The organism is Solwaraspora sp. WMMD791, from assembly GCF_029581195.1.
GTDB lineage: Bacteria > Actinomycetota > Actinomycetes > Mycobacteriales > Micromonosporaceae > Micromonospora_E.
In genome coordinates, this window is record NZ_CP120737.1 from 4063338 (window position 1) to 4083923 (window position 20586).

The window sequence follows — 20586 nt, forward strand, 5'->3', positions numbered from 1 at the left end:
CGACAGCTGCCTCAGCCCAGTGTCGGGTAGTCGATGTAGCCGGGTGCGCCGCCGCCGTACACCGTCGACTGGTCGACCTCGTTGAGCGGAGCCGACTCGCGCCACCGGCGTACCAGGTCAGGGTTGGCGATGAACGGCCGACCGACCGCGACCGCCGCCGCTTTTCCGCTGCGTACCAGGGTCTGCGCGGTGTCCCGGTCGGTGACCGACGCGAACCCGGTGTTGACGATGACCGGGCCACCGAAGCGGGCCGACAGGTCCGCCAGCAGCGGGTCTGCCGGGTCGATCGACAGGTGCAGGAACGCCAGGCCGAGTGGGGCGATCGCGTCGACCAGCGCCCGGTAGGTGGCGGCGGTCTCGGCCGGGTCGTCCTCGACCAGGCCGTTGGCCCCGTTCGCCGGGGAGATCCGCAGGCCGACCCGCTCCGGGCCGATCTCCTGGGCGGCGGCGGTCACCGCCTCGACGACGAACCGGGCCCGCGCGGCCGGCGAACCGCCGTAGCCGTCGGTGCGCTGGTTCGTCGTCGGGGCGAGAAACTGGTGCAGCAGGTAGCCGTTGGCGCCGTGCAGTTCGACCCCGTCGAGGCCGGCGTCGACGGCCGCCCGCGCCGCCCGGCGGAACTCGTCGACCACCTGTGGCAGCTCGTCGGTGGTCAAGGCCCGAGGCGTCGGGTACGGCTGTTTGCCGCTCGCCGTGCCCATGGTGCCCTCGGCGGCGACGGCGCTGGGCGCGACCGTCTCCTGCCCGTGCTTGTTGTCCGGGTGGGCGATCCGGCCGGCGTGCATCAGCTGGGCGACGATCAGCCCACCGGCGGCGTGTACGGCGTCGGCGACCGCACGCCAGCCGTCGACCTGCTCGGGTGTGTGCAGACCGGGGGTGTTCGGGTAGCCCTGCCCGACGGCGCTGGGCTGCACGCCTTCGGTGATGATCAGGCCGGCGGTGGCCCGCTGCCGGTAGTAGGTGGCGGCGTGCTCGTTCGGCAGCCCGTCCGGTGTGGCCCGGGTCCGGGTCATCGGTGCCATGACGATCCGGTTGGGCAGGGTCCACTTGCCGATGTTCACCGGCTCGAACAGGTCAGGCATGGTCAGGTCTCCCCAGGTGGTGGTGGCGGCCGGTCGTGGCGGTGGCAGGTGGTCGTGGCGGCGGCAGGTGGTCGTGGTGGCGGCAGGTGGTCGTGGTGGCGGTGGCGGTCGGTCGTGGCGGTGGCGGGTCAGAAGGCGTACGGGCCGAAGCGGCCCCAGGCGACGACGGCGGCCATGGCCAGGAGGACCAGGTTGGGCACGATGGCCGGGTACTCCTTGCGCTGGATGTGCACGATCGCGGCGCCGATCATCATCGCGACCAGGCCGAGTGCGGCCAGCGGGACGAAGATCGGGGCGATGCCGGTGACCGCCGGCAGGATCAGGCCGATCGCCGCGAGGATCTCCAGCGCGCCGATGGTCCGTACCAGGCCCATGGGGAAGTCGGCGGCGAAGCCCATGCCCTTCTCGACGAGCTTCTCCCTCGGTTGGCTGACCTTCATCAGTCCGGCGCCGAGGAACGCTGCGGCGAGCAGGCCGGCGAGCACCCACAGAACGATGTTCATATCTGTCTCCGATGTCGTCACACTTTAAGCTTGAAGCGAGGCTAGCCCGCGATGACTTCAAGCGTCAAGTGACGCAGCTCTCGTGATCACTTGACGCTTGAAGCTAGACTCGACGACATGGCCACCCCGACCGAGCAGCCGCACTGGCTCGACAAGGAGGAACTGGAGACCTGGTTCGCCCTCGTCGGCGTACTGGCCAGGCTGCCGGGCGCCCTCGACCGGCAGCTGCAGCGCGACGCCGGGATCAGCCACTTCGAGTACCAGGTGATGGCCGCGCTGTCCGAGACACCCGAGCGCACCATGCGGATGAGCCGGCTCGCCATGATCGCCGACGGGTCGCTGTCGCGGCTGTCACAGGTCGTCACCCGGCTGGAGAAACGCGGCTGGGTCAGCCGCGCACCGGACCCGACCGACGGCCGCTACACGCTCGCGACGCTGACCGACGCCGGGTGGGACAAGCTGGTCGCCACCGCGCCCGGACACGTCGCCGAGGTACGCCGCCTCGTCTTCGACCCGATCACCAAGGCACAGTCCCGGCAGCTGCGCGACATCGGCCGACGCATCACCACCACCATCGACCCCGACGACTCCTGCCTGCGCTGAGCACGGCCCGCACTGAGCGCTGAGCGCGGTCCGCCCGCCCTGTCCCGGGTACGCAGGCCGCGCTCAGTGGACGGTCACCCGATCGGGCCACCCGCCCTTCCAGCCATCCGGGCAATCATGGTTTCGTCCGCAGCTCCCGCATACAGGTCTGACACGAAAATCTCGGTGACTGGGCGCGGACCTGTTCGGGTCAGCTGGCTTGTGGGAGCGGGTCGAAGCGGACGGTCAGCCCGAGGCTGTTGGCCTCGCGGATCATCCGTTTCATGGCGCGTTCGGGGTCACGCTTGGTGAAGTAGTCGGCTCCGAGGTCGGTGAAGGTGGTCTTGTCGTGTAGGACGTGCCAGATCGCGATGGCCAGCTTGTGCATGACGGCGACGAGTGCCTTCTTCCCGCCACGGCGGGCGGCGATCCGCCGGTAGTACACCCCGTAGTAGGAGTTCCTGTCGCGCAGGGCGGCGAGGGCCGCGACGCCGAGGATGCGTTTGAGGTTGGCGTTGCCGCTGCGGGTCCTGCCCGACATGGTGACCCCGGCTGACTCGTTCATCCCGGGACAGACACCGATCCACGAGGCCAGATGCCCGGCGGTGGCGAACCGGGTCATGTCGCCGCCGGTCTCGGCGAGGATCACCTCCGCAGCGCGGCGGCCCACACCGGGCAGGGAGTCGAGGTTGTCGATGTCGTCGTCGTGGCCGGCGGTCAGGTCGGCGATCCGCTGGTCCAACTGCCCGACGAGCCGGTCGAGGTGATCGATCCGGTCCAGGTAGTGCCGACACATCCAGCCGTGGTGGTCGGTGAACGTGCCATCCAGGGCGGCGACCAGGTCGAGGGTCTTCTTCCGTGCCCGGCCGACAGCGAGTCCGGCCAGCACCTGCGGATCGCGTTCGCCGGCGACGAGCGCGTCGATGATGGCCCGTCCGGTCGTACCGACCACGTTGGTGATGACACTGGTCAGCTTCATCCCGGTGTCCTCCAGTTCCTTCTCCAACCGCTGGATCTCCTGCCCACGGGCCACGGTCAGCTCGGTGCGGCGGCGGGTCAGGTCACGCAGTGTCAAGCCCCGGGTTTGATGGAGAGTTGGTTAGCTGGTTTTCAGGGGTGCGGTGACCGGTTGGGTCATCGCGTGTAGTGCTTCGTACTCGGCGGGCGGGACGTGTCCGAGCTCGCCGTGGAGCCGTCGGTTGTTGTACCAGTCGATGTACTCGACGGTGGCCATCTCCAGGTCGTCGAGTCCGCGCCACGGACCGGTGTTGCGGACGAGTTCGGCCTTGTACAGGGAGTTGAACGCCTCGGCCATGGCGTTGTCGTACGAGTCCCCTTTGGATCCAACGGAGGTGACGGCGCCGGCCTCGGCGAGGCGTTGGGTGTAGCGAATCGCTCGATATTGGACTCCCCGGTCGGAGTGATGGACGAGTCCGCCCAGGTCAGCGCCCTGGTTCTCGCGGCGCCAGATCGCCATCTTCAGCGCGTCGAGCGCCAGATCCGTGTACAGCGACGTCGAGACCTGCCAGCCGACGATCATCCGGGAGTACACGTCGAGGACGAACGCGGCGTACACCCAGCCCACGCTGGTGCGCACGTAGGTCAGGTCGGCGACCCACAGCTGGTTCGGCCGCACCGCGGTGAAGTCGCGGTTGACCAGGTCAGCGGGCCGGCTGGTCTCGGCGGCGGGCCGGGTCGTGCGCGGTGACCTGTCGCGTAGCAGCCCACGCAGTCCGGCGGCGCGCATCAGCCGCTCGACCGTGCACCGGGCCACGTCGACGCCTTGGCGGTGCAGCTCGTGCCAGATCTTGCGGGCCCCGTAGACGCCGTAGTTGGCCGCGTGGACCTGGGCGATCATCGCGGTGAGCTCGTCGTCACGTCTCGATCGGGCCGAGGCGGGGCGGGTTTTCGTGGCGTAGTAGGTCGATGGTGCGATCTCGGCTGGCGTGTCTTCAAGCGCCCGCAGGACCGGCTGGACACCGTGTTCGGCCTTCTGGGAGTCGACGAACTCCGCTCTCATCGCGACGGACGGTCCAGCTCCGCCGCGAAGAAACTCGCGGCGGATTTCAGGATCTGGTTCGCCCGCCGCAGCTCACGGACCTCCCGTTCCAGCGCGGCGATGCGGTCGGCGTCGCCGCTGGTGGTGCCCGGACGGTCACCGGCGTCGACCTCGGCCTTCTTCACCCAGACCCGCAACGCCTCGGGATGCACCCCGAGTTGATCGGCGATCCGCCGGATCGCGCCGACAGCGGACGTCGGGTCCCGGCGCGCGTCGAGGGCCAACCGGGTCGCACGCTCACGCAGCTCGTCGGACCCGACTTGGGTCACGTTAATGATCATCTTCCGATCTCAGCGCTGCGACCTGCTGCGTTGCTCGCGATGCCGCCGGAATTTGCGCACTAACCGGCGCCACGGCCTCACCAAAAGGTCCTTTTTGGGTATTTTCTCACGCCTTCCCGGGAGGGCGAGACCATCCAATGAGCCATTTTCATCCTGTGTAGCGGTTGGCTTCGACGTGGTGCAGGACGAGGATGGCCTGCACGATCGCGGTGGCGCGGTGTGGGCTGCAGCGCAGCTTGGTCAGGATCTTCCAGGTCTTGAGCGTGGCGATGGCCCGTTCGCCGTGTGCTCGGATCTTCGCGTGTGCCCGGTTGATCGTCTTCTGGCGGCGTGACAGCTTCGGCCGGGAGCGGTGGCGCTTGAACGGGGTGCGGACGGTGCCTCGGGCGCCCTGGTAGCCCTTGTCGGCGAAGGTCATCACCTGGGCGCTGGTCAGCGCGTGGGTGATGCCGTGGACACGGGCGGCGGTGAGGTCGTGCGCCGAGCCCGGCAGTGTCCGGGAGGCCCAGACGAGCCGGCCGGCGGGGTCGGCGATGACCTGCACGTTCACGCCGTGGCGCCGGTGTTTGCCGGAGTAGTACGGCTTCTGGTCCGCCACGCGGTCGATCGGGATCAGCGTGCCGTCGAGGATCGTGTACGCCAGGTGTCGGATGCGGCGCATCGCCGTGGCCAGGTCCTCGGCGACCGCGGCGAGCAGGGCGATCGCTTCCTGCACGTACCGCCAGGCGGTGGCGACGCCGATGGCGAACCCGGCGGCGAGCCGGGTGTAGGTGTCGCCGTTGTGTAGGTGGGCCAGGGCGAGTAGTGCCTGGCGGCCGGGGTCGAGGCGCCGCCATCGGGATCGATGCTGGTTGCGGTGGGCTCGGATGAGGTCGGTGAGGTGGTTGAGGGTGCGGCTGGACAGCGGGATCGTGGAGGGGTAAGACAGCACGGGCGAGGCTCCCGGTCGGGGCATCGGATCTTGGTCGACTGCTGTCTTACCTGGAGCCTCGCCCTCATCGCTCTCCTGGCTTGCTGCGCCCGCCCTGACCTGCAAGATCAGCTTGGAAAAGGCTCAATATAGATGGACAACCGAGACCGAAGAGCCCAGAGTCCCGACCGCGAGGCGTGGACCAGGGTCCACGCGAGCGGATGTCGAGTATCCGTCAAGCCGACGCGCCGCTATCCAGAACGAAGTTGTCCCTTCGGTTGGGGCGCTCAACGTGCGACACCGCGACCACCAGCGGAAACACTGCGCTGATCGTCGTACGCACTAAATGACCCAAGTCGGGACGCTCACGCAGCTCGTCGGAGTACTTCTTCGGTGCGGGCATCGCTGGTGTTCCTCCCAGGTTTCGATGTCTCCATCAAACCCGGTGCGGAACACACCGTGGTCACGGCCGCGAAGAGACCCGCACCGTCAAAGCCGTCACCGTCGCCACCCCGGTGGTATCGCCTTCCCACACGCCCGGCAGGCCGTGCGTGTCATCCGGACTCGCATCGTCGCTGGTAGGACCAGCAGGGAGACGGCCTACCTGACCGTGTCGCTGCCCGCCGGTGAAGCCTTGCCCCGTGAACTGCAGAGCTGGATACGCCGGCACTGGCACATCGAGAACAGACTCCATCACGTACGAGACGTGACGTTCCGTGAAGACCTCCACCAGGCCCGGACCGTAACAGGCCCACCGTTCTCGCGACGTTGCGTAACACCGCGATCGGCTGGCGCCGCACCACCGGAGCGACCAACATCGCGAGGGCAACCCGCCACGCCAACCGCCGATCACACGACCTGATCACCGCCGTGACCAGCAGTTACCCAACAACGCAATAGCCCTGCGGACCACACCCAGGTCAAACACGGAAATCTACGCAATCCCAGTTCTCACTGAAGCTTGCGAAAACATTCTGATCTGACTTCTCATCGATACCGTCGTCGCAATTCGGATGCCAGTTCACGTAACTGCCCAAGAGCAACATCGTCGGGTCGGACCGCAAGTCGACCCGCAATGAATTTGTCGACCGAACGACGCAGAGCGGCAACCAGCTCAAGCCGGCGGCCCAGGTCCACCTCATCGATCCACAAGCAGTTTAGATCAATCGCATCCGCAACGACCTGACGGTCAGCAGGGTTACTGACGACAGAAAGAAGGTTATCCATTAGCACACCAAATGTAACACTCCTGAGGAAAACCTCTCCATCTTCAAAAGCAACCATTGCCGACACTGCAACCTCATCAATTCAGAATATCGGTGCCGTTGATAATCATTACTCGAACCTGGATTGATCGATCCAGGCCACTATAGTACCCCATCACATCATTCACCTGCGAAGGCGACGCGCCCGTCAGATCCACGACCGCAAAATCTGACTTGTACGCATGCCTCGGAATCTGAGCAAGAAACCGAGTTCGCTGCCTATCCCAGTTCGCGAAGGCACCAGGCGCACCCATTGCATCGTATTTCACACCATTACCATCGATAAAGTCCCCGTCAGGCGCGTTGATTCCGCGAATATCTTCTCCGGGGAATATTTTATTCATTCGCTCAAGAGTTGCCTGTTCAGCCGCATTCAGAATCGGCACTGACCGTGGACAATTGTGAACCAGCACCACCGCAGGACCAGCCGACACATAATAAGTGTGGATGTCGTCGATGGTGAGGTTGTGGACCGTACGGGTGTCGGTCCACTGGCGGATTGCAGTGACCTGGACGAAGATGCCGGCGGAGGTTTGCAGCCACTGGCCGGCTGTCAACTCTGCGGCGTCGAGCCACTCGCCTTCCTCCGGCACCCAGAACGGGTGAGTGTCGGTGGCGACCAGGACCCCTTCGGCGTCACCTCGGTTGCCATCTGTGTCGACGGTAATCTCGACCAGGTTCTTCTGTCCGTGGCTGGTGATAGTGGCGACGGTCGCCTTGGCAGCGGTCTCGCCGGTTTCTGGGTCGGTGGCCACCACTAGGTCACCGACGTCGAGTTTCTCGATCGGTTTAGTCGATCCGTCAGCGAGGAGCACCAGGGTGCCTGGCACGAAGCTGCTCGTCGCACACGTTCCCAAGTCGTCGAGCTTCTTTCGACTGCTGAAGAAGGTTCCGACAGCGTCCTTGAGCTTCCCGCCCAGGTTCCACAATCGCTCACCGATTTCCTTCAGCTTCCATGGCCTCGAACCGTACCGAAGAAGCAGCTTTCCAGCAGCGCCACCCACCGCGGTCAAGACCACGTTCAAGGCCGTCATCGCACAAGCGCCCATGTCGCCCTTGATGAAACAGTCGACCGCGTCGGTGATCCCCAACTCATCCATCAGGATCTTGCCAAGCTCCATCGCCACCGCGACGACGATCTGCTTCGCCTCCTGCACATCCCGACGCGCCTGAGCAACCTCCGGCGGCACCGACGGACGCGACGGCCTCGGCACCACCGTCCACCCACCCGCCGACGACGGGCTATACACCAACCGCTGACCAACGTCCTGCCAGTACGCGTCCTCCTCCGCACCACCACCCGTCGCCAACGGCCGCAAACCATCCGGATCCGTAAACGACACCGGCGAATTGTTCGCGTACGCATAACCATGCATCTGCTGCGGATCGCCCACATCAATGATCGGATCCACCGAAATGAACCGACCAGTCTGCGGGTCATACTCCCGCGCACCCAGATGCGTCAACCCCGTCGACACATCCTGCGTACCACCGACGAAACCCTTCTCACCCAACCACTGACCAACCCCCGGCTGGCTGCCCCGCGCAGTACCGAACGGCGCCATCCGACGATGCGTGATCTGCCCCGACGCCCCGTCCACCGCAGCCTGCCCGGAACCGTGATGATCCGCAGCCTGCACCTGCACACCAGCGACAGTCCGCACCACCGTCAACTGACCGCCGACCGGGTAGTAGCGCGTCCCGTCGACCACCGAGTTGGAGCGGTTCAGCTTCAACTCCATGTTCGGCAGATACACCGTGATCGAATCCGAATCCTTCCGGACCAACCGACCACCATCGGCGTCGTACACGAAACTGGTGGTCTTCCCGTCCTCGGTCACCGACTCCAGCCGGCCCTCGGCGTTCCAGACCAGGTCCTGCTCCTCGCCAACCCGGACCCGCTTCGTCGTATTACCCGCCGCGTCGTACTCGTACGAGTACAACCGGTTACCGGCCGAGGTCTCCTCGACCACCTGCGACAACGTGTGCGGCTGCGCCTGACCCGGCTGCGGATACGAATACGTCCGCTCCACCTCGTCCGCCCCGCCAGCGGCGTGGATCGTCTCGCTCAACCGGTTACCGGCCAGGTCGTACTCGTAAGAATGGTGGTACGGTGCCGGACCGCCCACCCCGCTGGTGCCCGGACCACCCGCACACGGATCACTCGCGGTCGTCGCCGTGCTCCAGGCCCGCGTCATCCGCCGCAGGTAGTCGTACTGGAAGCACTGGATGTCCCGGACACCGGTGCCCGGCCGGTCAGCGATCCACAGCACGTTACCGATAGCGTCGTACTCGTAGTGCTGGTCGATGTCGCTGGTCGGCACCATCGGGTTCTCGCCCGCGAACGCCTGACGGCTCAGCATCGACCGGGTCAGCCGCTTGGTGCCCTCCTCGTAGAAGTAGGTGCCGTAGACCTTGCGGCTGCCGACGCTCGACTCTGCCTGCAGCAGCTCGCCGGTCTGCGCATACTCGGCCCGGCTGAGATACGTGGACGACGAGTTGCCGATCTTCGTTACCCGCTGCAGATCGTCGTACGTGTACACGATGCCCTCGCCCGGGAGCCCGCCGCTCGCCGGGAAGCTCGTGCTCTGCACCGTGCCGTCTTGGTTGTACTGGGTAAAGAATCGATAGGTTCCGGCGAGTTCGGCGTGCGTGTCTGCTTCCGGGATCGAGTAGCGAACCTCCTGCACCCGATATAACGCATCTCTAGCGGGGTAGATGGTGTGGTATTTGTGGCCACCATCGACGATACGGGTGGCGAAGTAGAGCTGCCCCTTCGCGATGGTGTCGTAGCCCCACTCGGCCAGCTTGGTCCCGGTCGCGACCGAACCCTCGTATGTCCCGGTCTTGCGGCCGAGCACATCGTAGGTGTGGCTCAGCGTGACGCCGCGGCCGTCCGTGGTCGAGGTCAGCTGATCGTAGTCGTTGTAGGTGAAGGTGCTGGTCCCGCTGTCCGGGTCGACCGCTTCGATCTTGCGGCCCCGCTGGTCGTACTCGTAGGTCCACACGTTGCCGGCCGGGTCGGTGACGCTGGCCTGCTGACCGGCCGGGGTGTAGGTGTAGGTGGTGCTGTCGTGACCGCCGCTCGGCCCGGCACCGTGGTACTGCTTCAACTCGACGACCTGACCGCGGGCGTCGGTGACGGTGGTGGTCGGGGTGCCGCCGGTCGGCGGGTCGACATTGACGCGGTCACCGCCGTACGTGGTGACCGTCCGCCACTTCTCCTGGCCGGCCACCTGGGTGATGGTGTGCTTGACCCGGTCGAGGCCGTCGTACTCGTACACCGTCTGCAGGTCGACGTCGCCGTTGACCGTCTTCAACAGCGTGCCCGACGGTGCGCCGGCGGCATGGAACTTGTCGTTGAACTTCGCCACCTTCCCCGTGGCGGTGTAGAAAGTCTCCGAGACGAGCCGTCCACTGTCCGGCCCGGGCACCTGGATCTGCCGAGGACGCAGGAACCCGTCGTAGATGGTGTATTCGGCGTTCGATACGCCGTTGACGATCTGCTCTTTCTTCACCGAAACCGGCGCGTTGTCCTGGTTATGGTAGGTGTAGCGGACACTTGGCTCGTTGGGGAAACTCGCCTTGGTCTTGTCCGGCAGCCAGACCCGGACGGTGCGGCCCAGCTTGTCGTAGTCGACGTCGGTGCGCTTGCCGTTCCAGTCGATCTGGGTGACCGGCTGCCCCCACGCCGGGTGGTAGTCGGTGGTCGCGATGAACCGGGTGTCGGCGGTGCCGACCCGGATCTGTGGCCCGGTCTCCATTTTGCGGGTGGTCAGACCATTGGTCTCGGTGTATGCGATGTTGGTGACCGCGCCGGAGCCGTCCTGGGCCGTCAGCGGCCGACCGTACTCGTCGAAGGTGCCTTCGCCGACCGTGACATAGCTGGCGGCGGAACCGGTGTGGCTGCCGAGCTTCTCGATCCGGGTGGCGTTGCCCTTGGTCGGCGTCGCACCGTACGCCAGTCCGTCGTACGAGGTCCGGTTGTCAGTCAGCAGTTGGGTGGCCCGGTTGGGGTTGGCGACCGAGCAGGCGACCGAGACGGTCTCCTCCCGGGCGACCAGGGTCCGCAGCCGCAGGTTGTGGTTGTCGGCGTAGGTGGTCCGGGTGCACCGGTCGTCGGCGGGCGTGCTGACGTCGCCGAGATCCTCGACCTGCGTCACCCGGCCGACCGGGTCGGTGTAGCTGCCCGACGCCGGGTCGTAGGTGGTGACCGATCTGGTTTCCCGCCAACCGCCGGCGGCCAGCGCGGTGAAGCCCCTGCTCACCTGCGGTTTGACGAAGAACGCCCGGTCGGTGCCGCCCGGCCGGGTGTGACTGGCGGTCTCGTACCGCCACGGGCTGGTCACCGACTTGCTGCTGACCTGGGAGCCGTCGTAGACGGCGGTCTCGATCTCGAAGCCGGCGAGTTCGTCGTGGTCGGTGTAGGAGGTGCCGACCGAATCGGTACGGGTGACCGTGCGGGTGCCACCGGCCGGGTGCTTGTCGCCGTGCATGCCGCGCAGGTAGGTGTGCTCGGTGCGGGTGGTAAAGGTGACACCGTTGCCGCGCCGCACCCGGACCTTCTCGTAGCCGCGCCACTGGTTCCAGGTGAGGAACTTGGTGTCACCGATGCCGTCAGCGTCGGCGTGCCGCCAGGCCGCGTCACCCAGGTACTCGTAGCTGGTCACCATGTCCGGGGCCAGGGCGGTGCCGGGCTCGACGTTCGTCCGGTCCGATTCGGTGACCGACTTGACGACGTACTTGTGGAACCAGTCGGTGATCGGGTTTGCCTCGCCACCGGGTGACCATTTCACCGGATAGCAGCGACGGGTGCTGTTGCCGGCGGTCGGCAGCGAGTTCGCCGAGCAGTCCGGGGTTTCGTACGTGACGTCGACCTGCCCGCCGGAGTCGGTGTAGACGGTGGTGAGTCGGGGCCGGATCAGCGGGGCGATGTTGTCGTTGGGGATGTCGATCCGGTTGGCCAGTTGCAGTGCGCCAAGCTCGACCGATGGCACGGTCAACGGCGTGCCGCCACCGTACCGGCCCTGGTGGTCGATCTTGTGCAGCCACAGTGAGCGGCTGCCGTCGGAGTTGTTGGTGAACAGGTGGGTCAGGTTCCACGAGTCGACCGGCGTCCAACCACTGGCGGTACGGATCTCGGTGGTGATCTGGCTGACCCGCTTACGGGTCCAGAAGCTGGGCGACGACTGGCTGACCGTGCAGTGCGTGCCGGCGGCGCAGTTGCGATCCCACGGCACGTCCGGCCAGGCGTTCGCGGTGGTGTTGTTGAGCTGACCCGGTGCGCAGGTGATGCTGCCATCCGGGATGCACCGTTCGGCGTCGGTGAAGACCACCCGGGCCGCCGCCGGGGTGGAGTAGACCGCGTTGTGCCGCTGGCCGTAGTCGATCCGCTTGAGCCAGCCACCCCGGTGGTACGCGGTGCCGTTGACGCTGGTCTGTGCCCGCAGGGCGTAGTGGTTCGTCTCCCGCTCGTAGAAGTAGGAGGTGACGTTGCCGTGCCGGTCCTTGACGTAGTCGAGGTTCCACCGCCACGCCTGGTGGCACCAGGCGTTCGCCAGGGTGGTGTTGTAACACGGTTCGTTGACGTCGTCGCCGAAGACCGGCACCGTCCACACCGAGTTGGTTTCGGCGTTGCCGGACGCCCAGCCGTACAGCCGGTTCAGCCCGAAGTAGTGCTCGGTGCCGTCGATCGTGGTGACCTTCCAGAACTCACCATCGTTGTCACCGTTGACGGCGCCGTCGACCGGGCCGTCGGACCGTTCGATCTTCGACCCGTCGTCGTTGGCGAACCGCCAGGTGTCTCCGGTACGCACCAGGGTGCTGGACCGGCCGTTGAGCATCAGGACGGCGTTGTCGAACGCCCAGCACAGGTCGCCCATGCCGTCGCGGCCGTCGTCGAGGCAGGTGTTGTAGCGGCGTTCCACGTACCCGGGCTCGTAGCTGAAGCCCTCACCCAGCCAGGAGCCCTGGTTGTTGGTGGTCGCGGTCCGGCCGTCGGTGGCCTGCGAGTTGTATCCGAGCACCACCGACGGGGCCAGCCCGCCTGGCACCGGCGGCACCCGCATCGGGTACGACCAGTTGAACGCACCCGACGACGGCGACACGTTCCACTTCGACGACGGCGCGAACTCGGTCGCGCCGAAGCTGCCCTGCGCGGAAGCCTCCGAGGCGACCATCGCGAACAACGCGGTGCCGGCACCGACGTCGATCGTGGCGGTGAGGGTGTCCGCTTCCGTGTTGTTGACCGCCGGCACCGGCTCCGGCGCGCACGCCGGCGCGTCCGGCGTCGTCAACGCGCACTCGGGCAACCGGACCAGACGCAACCGGGCACCGAAGTCTCCGCCGTACGCGTCGGCGATCCCGGCGTAGCTCAACGCCAGCCGTACGGTGCCCGCACCGGTCTCGCCAGCGGCCCGGCCGATCCGGGTGACCGGCCCGTCGACCTTCGCTTTCGTCGACACCGCGCGGTCGAGGGTCTGCACCCGCACCTTGCTCGGCGGTGCGGTGCCGGCCGCCCGGCCCGCGGCACCTGCCGGGCTGGCCACCGGCGTCACCGGTACCTCCACCGTCCCGGCCGCCGGCCAGGCAACCTCCGGTGCGGTACGCAGCGCCGCCTGCACCACTGGGTTGGGCTCGCGGGGCGGCACCGGTGCCGCCGGGCGGTCCGGGGCCGGCTCGTCCTGCTGCTGGACGGCCGGAGCTTTGGAGGCAGGCTCGGCTCGGGCCGGGCTCTCCACCCCCTGGAGCAGACCGGCGGCGACAACGACCGCCGTCGCCCAGGTGACGCCGACGGTCAGCCGTCGACGGCGGGTCGGGGTCGCAACCAGAATCCGGGAACTCATCACCACTCCAGAGGGCAGACGAGGCGGGGACGGCACACGCATCAGATCAGAGGTACGGGTTGAGCTCGGGGATGGCTATTTCCTGGATCGTTTGGTCGTCGGCGACCCCGGTGTAGACCCGTACCTCGTCGACGACACCGCCGAGGTACTGGCCGAAGCTGCCGTCGTGCAGGGCCCGACCGATCTGCAGCGGCCCGTCCGCCCGCCAGCCGGCGGTGTAGGTGGTGGCAGCGGTCGTGGCGACCTCGCCGTTGACGTAGAGCCGCACCTCGTTGCGGAACGCGTCGTAGACCACCGCCACGTGCTGGCCGTGCTGGTCGGTGCTCGGCAACAGGTTGCCGTTGAAGACCACGGTGGTCTGCGGATTGTTGATGTCGCTGTGCGGCAGCACCAGCTCCCACCGGTCGGCGCTGCCGCAGCGGATCACGAATCCGCTCGCTGCGACGCCGGCCTGGGAAAGCACCGCCTGGTCCCGGTCGCCGCAGGTCGGACTGGGCAGCCGCACCCGGGCGGCGACGGTGAAGCTGCCGTCGGTCACCGCCACCGGCGCTTCGGTGCGGGCCCGGTCGTCGACCCCGTCGAGCACCAGATGGCCGCCGCCGACCATTGCCGGCTCCGCGAACGGATCCGCGTCGAGGTCCGGTGCGTACAGCTGGGCGCCGCCTTCCAGCAGCAGCTCCTGCCCGTTCTCGTCGTAGGCGGGGCTGCGGTCGTCGGACACATCGTCCAGCGGCCAGTAGCCCAGCCGTACCGGCCGCAGGGTGGACAGCTCGCTCACCTCGCGGGGCACCAGCACCCGGTCGAAGACGGCGATGTCGGCCAGCTCACCGGCCCAGCCGGCGGTGTGGCCGCTGCGGGCGTACGCCCGACCGATCTGCACCGCGCCCCGCGACGTCCAGGCCGACCGGCGCTGCACCGTCGGCTGGACGTCGCCGTTGACGTACAGCGTCATCGTCTTCAACTCCGGGTCGTACGCCGCCGCCAGGTGGGTCCACTCGTCGCGTACGGCCGGCGCGGTGCTGGTCACCGACCAGCCGGTCAGCGACAGCACGTCCGTCGACGGGATCGCGAACTCCCACTTGCCGCTCGCGGCGTCGAAGCCGAGGGTGAAGCCGGGCTCGCCGCTGCCGTCCTGGCTGATCGCGACCCGGTCGGTGGTGTCGTCGGTCAGCCGCACCCAGGCGCTGGCCCCGAACCCGGTCGACGTGTCGATCAGCGCCGAACTGGTGGTGGCCAGGTAGCTGTCGGCGGCGTCGCCGGTGAACCGGATGGCCCGGTCGAACTGGCACTGGGGGCCGGAGTCACCGCAGCCAGGACCGGCCACCCCGAACGTCGCCCCGGATCCGGCGGTCGCCGGATGGTTGCCGCGCGCGTCCTCAGCTGATGTGGCACCGGCTGTTTCGCCGAGCCCCCATTCGCCGGCCGCCAGCCGGGTCGGCACGGAGAAGACACAGGTGGCGATCGCCGACCGCAGGCCGGACTGGTCGACCGCCTGCACGGTGACGAAGTTCGGACCGTCGTCGACCGGCATCCAGCGCAGCGACACCGGGCCGCCGCCGCTGGCGGGGACCAACTCGTTGCTCGTCGACGGGTTGGTGTTGAAGCCGTACAGGTAGCGGACCGCGTCGGTGGACGACGAGTCGAAGGTGAAGGTGCCGTAGATGCCGACCCCGCCCCGGTGCTGGTCGTCCTCGACGCAGGCGCTGGTGTGCTCGCCGGCGTCGAGCGGCAGGTACTCCGGCGAGTCGATGTCCGGCGCGGCCGGCGCGGTGGAGTCGTAGACGAACTGGCAGTTCGCGTGCGCATCCGCCTCCCAGCTCCATTTGCTCCAGGCGTGCGAGTCGCCGGTGCGCACCTCCCAGGTGATCGGGGTGTTCTGCGGGATGTTCGACGGCAGGGTGTACTGGAAGCGGGACCCGCTGGCCTTCCACCCGGTGGTGAAGTAGCGGTTCACCCGGGTGCCGGCCGCGTCGTACCAGTAGTAGAGGATCTCGCCACGGACCTGCTCGGTGTGCGCCGAGCTGTGGTCCGGGTCGCGCAACACCATGAACAGCGTCGGCGGGGTGTCGACGTACGGGCGGTTGGTGCCGGTGACGCAGACCCCGCCCGGCGACATTGTCAGATCCGCCCGCTTCGGCTGGGTCGGCGTCCGGTTGTAGTGCACCGACAGGATCGCGTTGCCGCAGAACCGCTTGAACGCCTCCTGGTCGCTCTCGTTCGTGGCAGCGAGCCCGAACGTCGTGGTCGACCAGCCCTTTGACGCGGCCTCCCGCACCGCGGCGGTGGCGGTGAAGCCGACGTTCTGGTTGGTCGACGTGCAGGAGCTCTGCTTCGCGGTCGGCGCCTTCGTCTGCTGCAGCACGCTCAGCGCCGGCTTGTTGTTCCAGTTCGTGCCGGAGCTGATCCCGGACCCGGCACGGTACAGCGAGACGTTCTTGGCAGTCGAGTTGTACGTGTGGGTCATCGTGACCCGGAACTCGGCGCTCAGGATGGTCCGCCCCGAGTACGGCGTCGGCAGCGCGTAGTAGATCCGTTTGACCCCGACGTCGTTGCACTGCCCGGAGCTCACCGGGCAGTCGCCGACGCCCTCGGTGCCGGAGAACTTCCAGTACTCCTGGTTGGGGTATCCGCTGGCCACCATCGCCCAGGAGCTGTTGCGGGTGTCCTGCCAGATCGGGTCGATGTAGACCGGCCAGCGGGTGTCCGGGTCGGTGAGCATTGCCTGGTCCGGCACCAGGGTCAGCTGGTCACCGTCGATCCGCCAGTCAACCGGGGCGAGGCTGGCGCCAGGTGGCGCGGCCTCGGCCGGGTCGCTGGCGACGGCGGCCGCGTCGGGTGCCGCCGCATCGGTGGCGGCCCGGCCCTGCGGTGCCGCGCCCGGCTCGCCCGAGTCCCACATCACCGGGGCGGCGGCCTCCAGCACCGGCGCACCGGACGTCGTGTCGACGGCGGCGAGCCCACCGTCGGCACTGTCCTGCACGGTCAACCCGGTCGTGGCCAGGTCGAACTGCAGCTCGGCGAGCTCCGGCTGCTGGGCCGCCTCCGGAGTCTTGACCACCAGGACGTGTGAGAACCCGGTCACGCCGACATCGACCACCAGGTCGACGCCGGGCAGCACCTCCGGGTAGGTGACCTGGTCGCCGTCGACGGTCGGCGCCGGTAGCGGGCCCGGCCAGTCTAGGGCCAGGCTGCGGCCGGCGCGGTCCACCCGTACCAGCGGGGTCTCGTCGCCGCTGGCGACGTCGCCGCCGGAGAGCCGGATGCCGAGCGCGGCGGCCCGGGGGACGATGCTGCCGTCGGCGGTGGCGACCAGGTTCGGGTCAATCGGCACCCAGCGCCCGTCCCGGACCACCCGGAACGGTTGGGCGTGCTGCACCGAGGTGAGCGTGCCGTCCGGGTTGGCGAACGTCTGGATGGACTCGCCCTGAAACGCGCCTATCTCGACCCGCTCCCCGGTGTCGACGGCGTGGGCGACCGCCTCGGCCTCGGTCTGCCGCACCGGTTCCGTGCCGTCCGTCGCCGCCACGTGCACCGATTCGGCTGTCCCCGCTGCCGCAGCGTCGGTCGCCGGGGCCGGCTCGGTCTGCTGCCGCGCCTGGTCCGGGGCGGCCATCGCCGGTCCGGTCACGACCGCGTACCCGGCCAGCAACCCGGCCAGCCCGAGGCCGAACCCGAGCCCGCGCCGCCGACGCGTCGTCCGTCTGCCACCGATCACGTCACTGCCCTCCCCCGTGCTGCCGTTTCGTCCGTTGCCGACCATCAGTTCGCCGCCGCACCGAAGGCGACCGCTGCAGCCGGGAAACCGTCCTCGCCGGCCCGCCACACGTGCTGCGGGGTCGCCGACCCGGCGGCCAGCGTCGACCACTCGATCGCGTAGACCGCCCGGTCGGAGTACGGGCTGGCCACGTGCAGGTGCGTCGGGCTGCCGGAGATCGACACCCCGATGAGTTCCTGGGCGACCGGCGTACCGGGCAGGGCGGTGGCACCACGCTCGACCGTGGCGTAGCCGCTGACCGGGTCCGCCGCCGCGCCGAACACCCGCACCACGCCGGCGTCGGCGGCCGGGCCGGTGTCCTCGCCGGGAGCACCGACGGCGAGCAGCAGGTTCTGCGCGGTCGCGGCCGATCCGGGGGCGAGGTTGACCAGGTGGACCCGTTCGCCGAAGTAGTCGCCCTCCTCGTCGCCGCTGGGGATGCCGACGATGTGCTGGGCCAGCACCGGCAGCTCGGTGAACCCGCTGTCGGTGATGTGGAACCTTTGGACGACGCCGGTGTCGGCGATGCCGGCCGCGCCGTACTCCTTGCCGGGCACGCCGACGGCGAGGAACGAGTCGGTGCCGCCGGCCGGAGCCCCGGCCGCCCGGTACTCCACCATCGACAGCGACTTGCCGAAGGTGTCGTTGGCGGTCGAGGTGCCCCAGACGTTGGCCCGGTTCTGGTCGAGTACGGCGACCAGCGTCGGCCGGCCCGAGGTGAGCTGGTGGCTGAAGACGTTGACGCCGCCGGCGAACACCTCGGCGCCGATCGCCTCGCCCGGGGCGCCGACCGCCAGGTGGTGTGGTGAGGCGGCGACGGCGTACCCGGTCATGTCGTCGTTCTCAAGGTCCCCGACGATGCCGCCGCCGCCCTGGCTGAGCAGGATGTTCGCGGTGCCGCGCAGGTAGTGCACGACGCCGGTGTCCACGGCGGCGCCGAGGTCCTCGCCGGGTGCGCCGATCAGCAGGTACGCCGCACCGGCGGCGGTGTGCCCGGCCGCGAGGGAGAAGCCGAACCAGTCGCCAACCTCGGCGGTCTCCGGGAACGCCGCCTGGCTCTGGTGGTAGACCAGCGACGCCGGCCCGGTCGCGAGCCCGGTCGGCGAACCGAGCAGTACGTAGACGACTCCCACGTCTGCCTTGCCGTCCAGATCCTCGTACGGCACCCCGACCGCCAGATCGGTGCAGCCGTCGTGGTTGACGTCGTAGCTGGCCAACGCCGTACCGAACTGGTCGCCGGCCTCGGCGGCGCCGGCCACCTGGGCATTGTTCTCGTGCAGGGTGTCGACGGTGCCGGTGCCGGCGTAGCGCACGTGCACCTGGCCGGCCTTGGCCTGTCCGGCGACGGTGGCTTCGGGGTCGGCGATCGCGATGTCCGACACGCCGTCGCCGTTGTAGTCGTTGGCGGCCCCGCCGACGCAGCCGTCGACCGGTGGCGCGGTCACGTAGACGGTCATCTCGCAGAAGCTGGACCAGACGGCACTGCCGGCGACTCCGTCGTTGGCGCGCACCCGCCACTGGTAGCGGCCGCCGTCGAGGAACGCCCCGGCGGGTACGGTGACGCTCGCCGTCGCACCGGAGGCGACGTTGGCGACGGTCTGGCCGCCGAGGCGGGCCGAGGCACCGACCATCCACCATTCGAACTCGACCGACATCGCGGTGCCGTCGCCGTCGGCGACGGTCGCCCGCAGCTGCGGGGTGAGGGTGTTGACCAGCGGTCGGCCCGACCCGCTGACGCAGGCGGTCGCCGGCACCGTCGACCGGGCAGTCACCGTCGGCCACGCGTTGTAGGTGACCGACGCGTACGGCACATGCGACGTCGTGCCGTGATCGCGGGATCGGAACTGTTTGAAGGTGGCGATGTCGGTCTCGTCGGTGGCCCGGATGCCCATGTGGGCCTGGCTCGCTCCGGCGGTCGCCGCCCGCTGGAAGAACGCGGTGCCGCTGATCGTCGACCAGCCGTCGTCGCAGTCGACGTCGTGACCCTTGGTCATCGTGGAGGTCGCCTCACGGTGCAGCCACTGCGGTTGGTTCGTCCAGCGGGTCGCGGTGCCGGCCGCGCCGGTGGACCAGATCTCCCAGGCCTTCGGCGTGCAGGAGTGCGACCACCAGTTCCAGAAGTAGACGGTCGCCGAGTTGATCTGCTTCCCGGCGAGCACCGCCGCGTTCCACGTGACGAACGACCGGGTGATCGTCGGCGGGCTGGTGGCGAGCAGCCCGATCTGCAGGTCGTTGGTGCCGCTCCGGTTGGCGGTGACCCCCTCCTGCACGTACGCGTCGAAGGTCGTCGACAGCGGGTTGACCGTCGGGTCGAGAGTCACCGGGTAGACAGTGTCTGGTGCGTCCAGCCAGTCGGTGTCGGGCCGCAACCGCAGCTCGACGCCGTCGGGGCGGGCGGTGACGGTGGTGTCGATCGGGGCGGTGCGGGCCGGTGCACCGGCCGGGGTCTTCTGGGCGTCCCACATCGCCGGGGCCGGTACGGCGGCCAGGGTCGCACCGTCGGCACCGGTGAGGGTGACGCCGGCTAGTTCGTCGTGGGTGTGCCCGGCGATGCCCGGTCCGGTGAGGGCGAGGCTGACCTCGCGGACCCGGGTGGCCGCTGCCCGATTGGCGACCACCAGCAGCTGTTCGAAGCCGATCCGGGTGGCCCGTACCACCAGGTCGACGTCCGGCAGCACGTTCCGGTAGGTGGCGACCGGGCCGTCCAGCTGCGGCTCCGGCAGGACACCGGTCCAGCTCATCGCGACCCGGGCGGCACCGTGGCCGACAGCGGCCAGTTCGTGGGTGCCGGCCGGGCGGGCACCGGAGATCCGCAGGTCGTTCGGGTGCGCGGTGGGGGTGACCGTGCCGTCGGCGGCCCGCCGCAGGCGCAGGTCGACGGGTACCCAGCCGTCGTCCCGGCGGACCCGGACAACGTCGGCGGAGATCCGGGCCTCCAGCTGGCCGTCCGGTCGGGCCCAGACCTCGGTGGTCTCGGTGGTCCGGCCGTCGACGCGGACCGGTTCACCGCTGTCGCGGGCGGCCAGCAGGGCACGGCCTTCCTCGGTGTGGTCGGCGGCGGCCAGCGCGTCGAACCGCCCCGGATCCTCGACGGAGACTGTGGCGGTCACGGCCAGCAGCACCGCCGCAGCGGTGATGACCGCGGTCCGCCGTGGTGCGTGCCTGGACGCGCGCCATCGACCCACTGCCATTCGGTCCTCCCCCGTGCGAGACCTCGAAGCTGAGTGGACTGTGACGCTACGGGGCAGATACCTTACTGTCAATGAACATGTGAACGACGTTGCAGGTCAGCGCAACAGTGGGTC

10 protein-coding genes are annotated in these 20586 nt (G+C 68.5%); 1 reads left to right on the forward strand and 9 read right to left on the reverse strand.

Translation table 11 applies throughout. From position 1 onward, the window contains the following. Nucleotides 1-11 precede the first annotated feature (11 nt). On the reverse strand, nt 12-1082 hold the full coding sequence (locus O7623_RS18045; RefSeq protein WP_282224200.1) for an alkene reductase: 1071 nt from the start codon (nt 1080-1082) through the stop codon (nt 12-14). Between the two features lie 128 nt (nt 1083-1210). After that, nucleotides 1211-1585, reverse strand: coding sequence for a DoxX family protein (locus tag O7623_RS18050; RefSeq protein WP_282224201.1), 375 nt, complete (start codon nt 1583-1585; stop codon nt 1211-1213). A 117-nt stretch (nt 1586-1702) separates the two neighbouring features. Between O7623_RS18050 and O7623_RS18055 the strand changes: the two genes are divergently transcribed. Further along, entirely contained in the window at nt 1703-2188 is a 486-nt protein-coding gene (locus O7623_RS18055) for a MarR family transcriptional regulator (RefSeq protein ID WP_282224202.1), read from the forward strand. A gap of 190 nt (nt 2189-2378) precedes the next feature. On the opposite strand, the gene O7623_RS18060 is transcribed toward O7623_RS18055, so the two are convergent. From O7623_RS18060 to O7623_RS18090, 7 genes are all read right to left on the reverse strand, one after another. Further along, a complete protein-coding gene (locus O7623_RS18060; protein WP_282224203.1) occupies nt 2379-3242 on the reverse strand; it encodes an IS110 family transposase in 864 nt (287 codons plus the stop codon). A gap of 24 nt (nt 3243-3266) precedes the next feature. Beyond that, a protein-coding gene (locus O7623_RS18065) for an IS3 family transposase (RefSeq protein WP_282224204.1) occupies nt 3267-4507 on the reverse strand; the annotation gives its coding sequence in 2 pieces (ribosomal slippage) (nt 3267-4222 and nt 4222-4507; 1242 coding nt in all). Between the two features lie 148 nt (nt 4508-4655). Beyond that, nucleotides 4656-5438, reverse strand: a complete 783-nt coding sequence (locus tag O7623_RS18070; RefSeq protein ID WP_282224205.1) for a transposase family protein — start codon at nt 5436-5438, stop codon at nt 4656-4658. Between the two features lie 214 nt (nt 5439-5652). Continuing rightward, nucleotides 5653-5820, reverse strand: coding sequence for a hypothetical protein (locus tag O7623_RS18075; RefSeq protein WP_282224206.1), 168 nt, complete (start codon nt 5818-5820; stop codon nt 5653-5655). A gap of 900 nt (nt 5821-6720) precedes the next feature. After that, a complete protein-coding gene (locus O7623_RS18080) occupies nt 6721-13527 on the reverse strand; it encodes a polymorphic toxin-type HINT domain-containing protein (protein ID WP_282224207.1) in 6807 nt (2268 codons plus the stop codon). 46 nt (nt 13528-13573) lie between these two features. Further along, nucleotides 13574-17242 carry a LamG-like jellyroll fold domain-containing protein gene (locus O7623_RS18085; protein WP_282224208.1) on the reverse strand — a complete coding sequence of 1223 codons (3669 nt, stop codon included), beginning with the start codon at nt 17240-17242 and terminating at the stop codon, nt 13574-13576. Nucleotides 17243-17286: 44 nt separating this feature from the next. Then, nucleotides 17287-20472: a hypothetical protein gene (locus O7623_RS18090; protein ID WP_282224209.1), complete on the reverse strand. Its 3186-nt coding sequence runs from the start codon at nt 20470-20472 to the stop codon at nt 17287-17289. Nucleotides 20473-20586 lie beyond the last annotated feature (114 nt).

What these genes read in the sequence shown, in the direction of transcription:
- O7623_RS18055 (WP_282224202.1), top strand. Translation starts at nt 1,703, where the DNA reads ATGGCCACCCCGACCGAGCAGCCGCACTGGCTCGACAAGGAGGAACTG.
- O7623_RS18050 (WP_282224201.1), bottom strand. Translation starts at nt 1,585, where the DNA reads ATGAACATCGTTCTGTGGGTGCTCGCCGGCCTGCTCGCCGCAGCGTTC.
- O7623_RS18075 (WP_282224206.1), bottom strand. Translation starts at nt 5,820, where the DNA reads ATGCCCGCACCGAAGAAGTACTCCGACGAGCTGCGTGAGCGTCCCGAC.
- O7623_RS18045 (WP_282224200.1), bottom strand. Translation starts at nt 1,082, where the DNA reads ATGCCTGACCTGTTCGAGCCGGTGAACATCGGCAAGTGGACCCTGCCC.
- O7623_RS18090 (WP_282224209.1), bottom strand. Translation starts at nt 20,472, where the DNA reads ATGGCAGTGGGTCGATGGCGCGCGTCCAGGCACGCACCACGGCGGACC.
- O7623_RS18080 (WP_282224207.1), bottom strand. Translation starts at nt 13,527, where the DNA reads ATGAGTTCCCGGATTCTGGTTGCGACCCCGACCCGCCGTCGACGGCTG.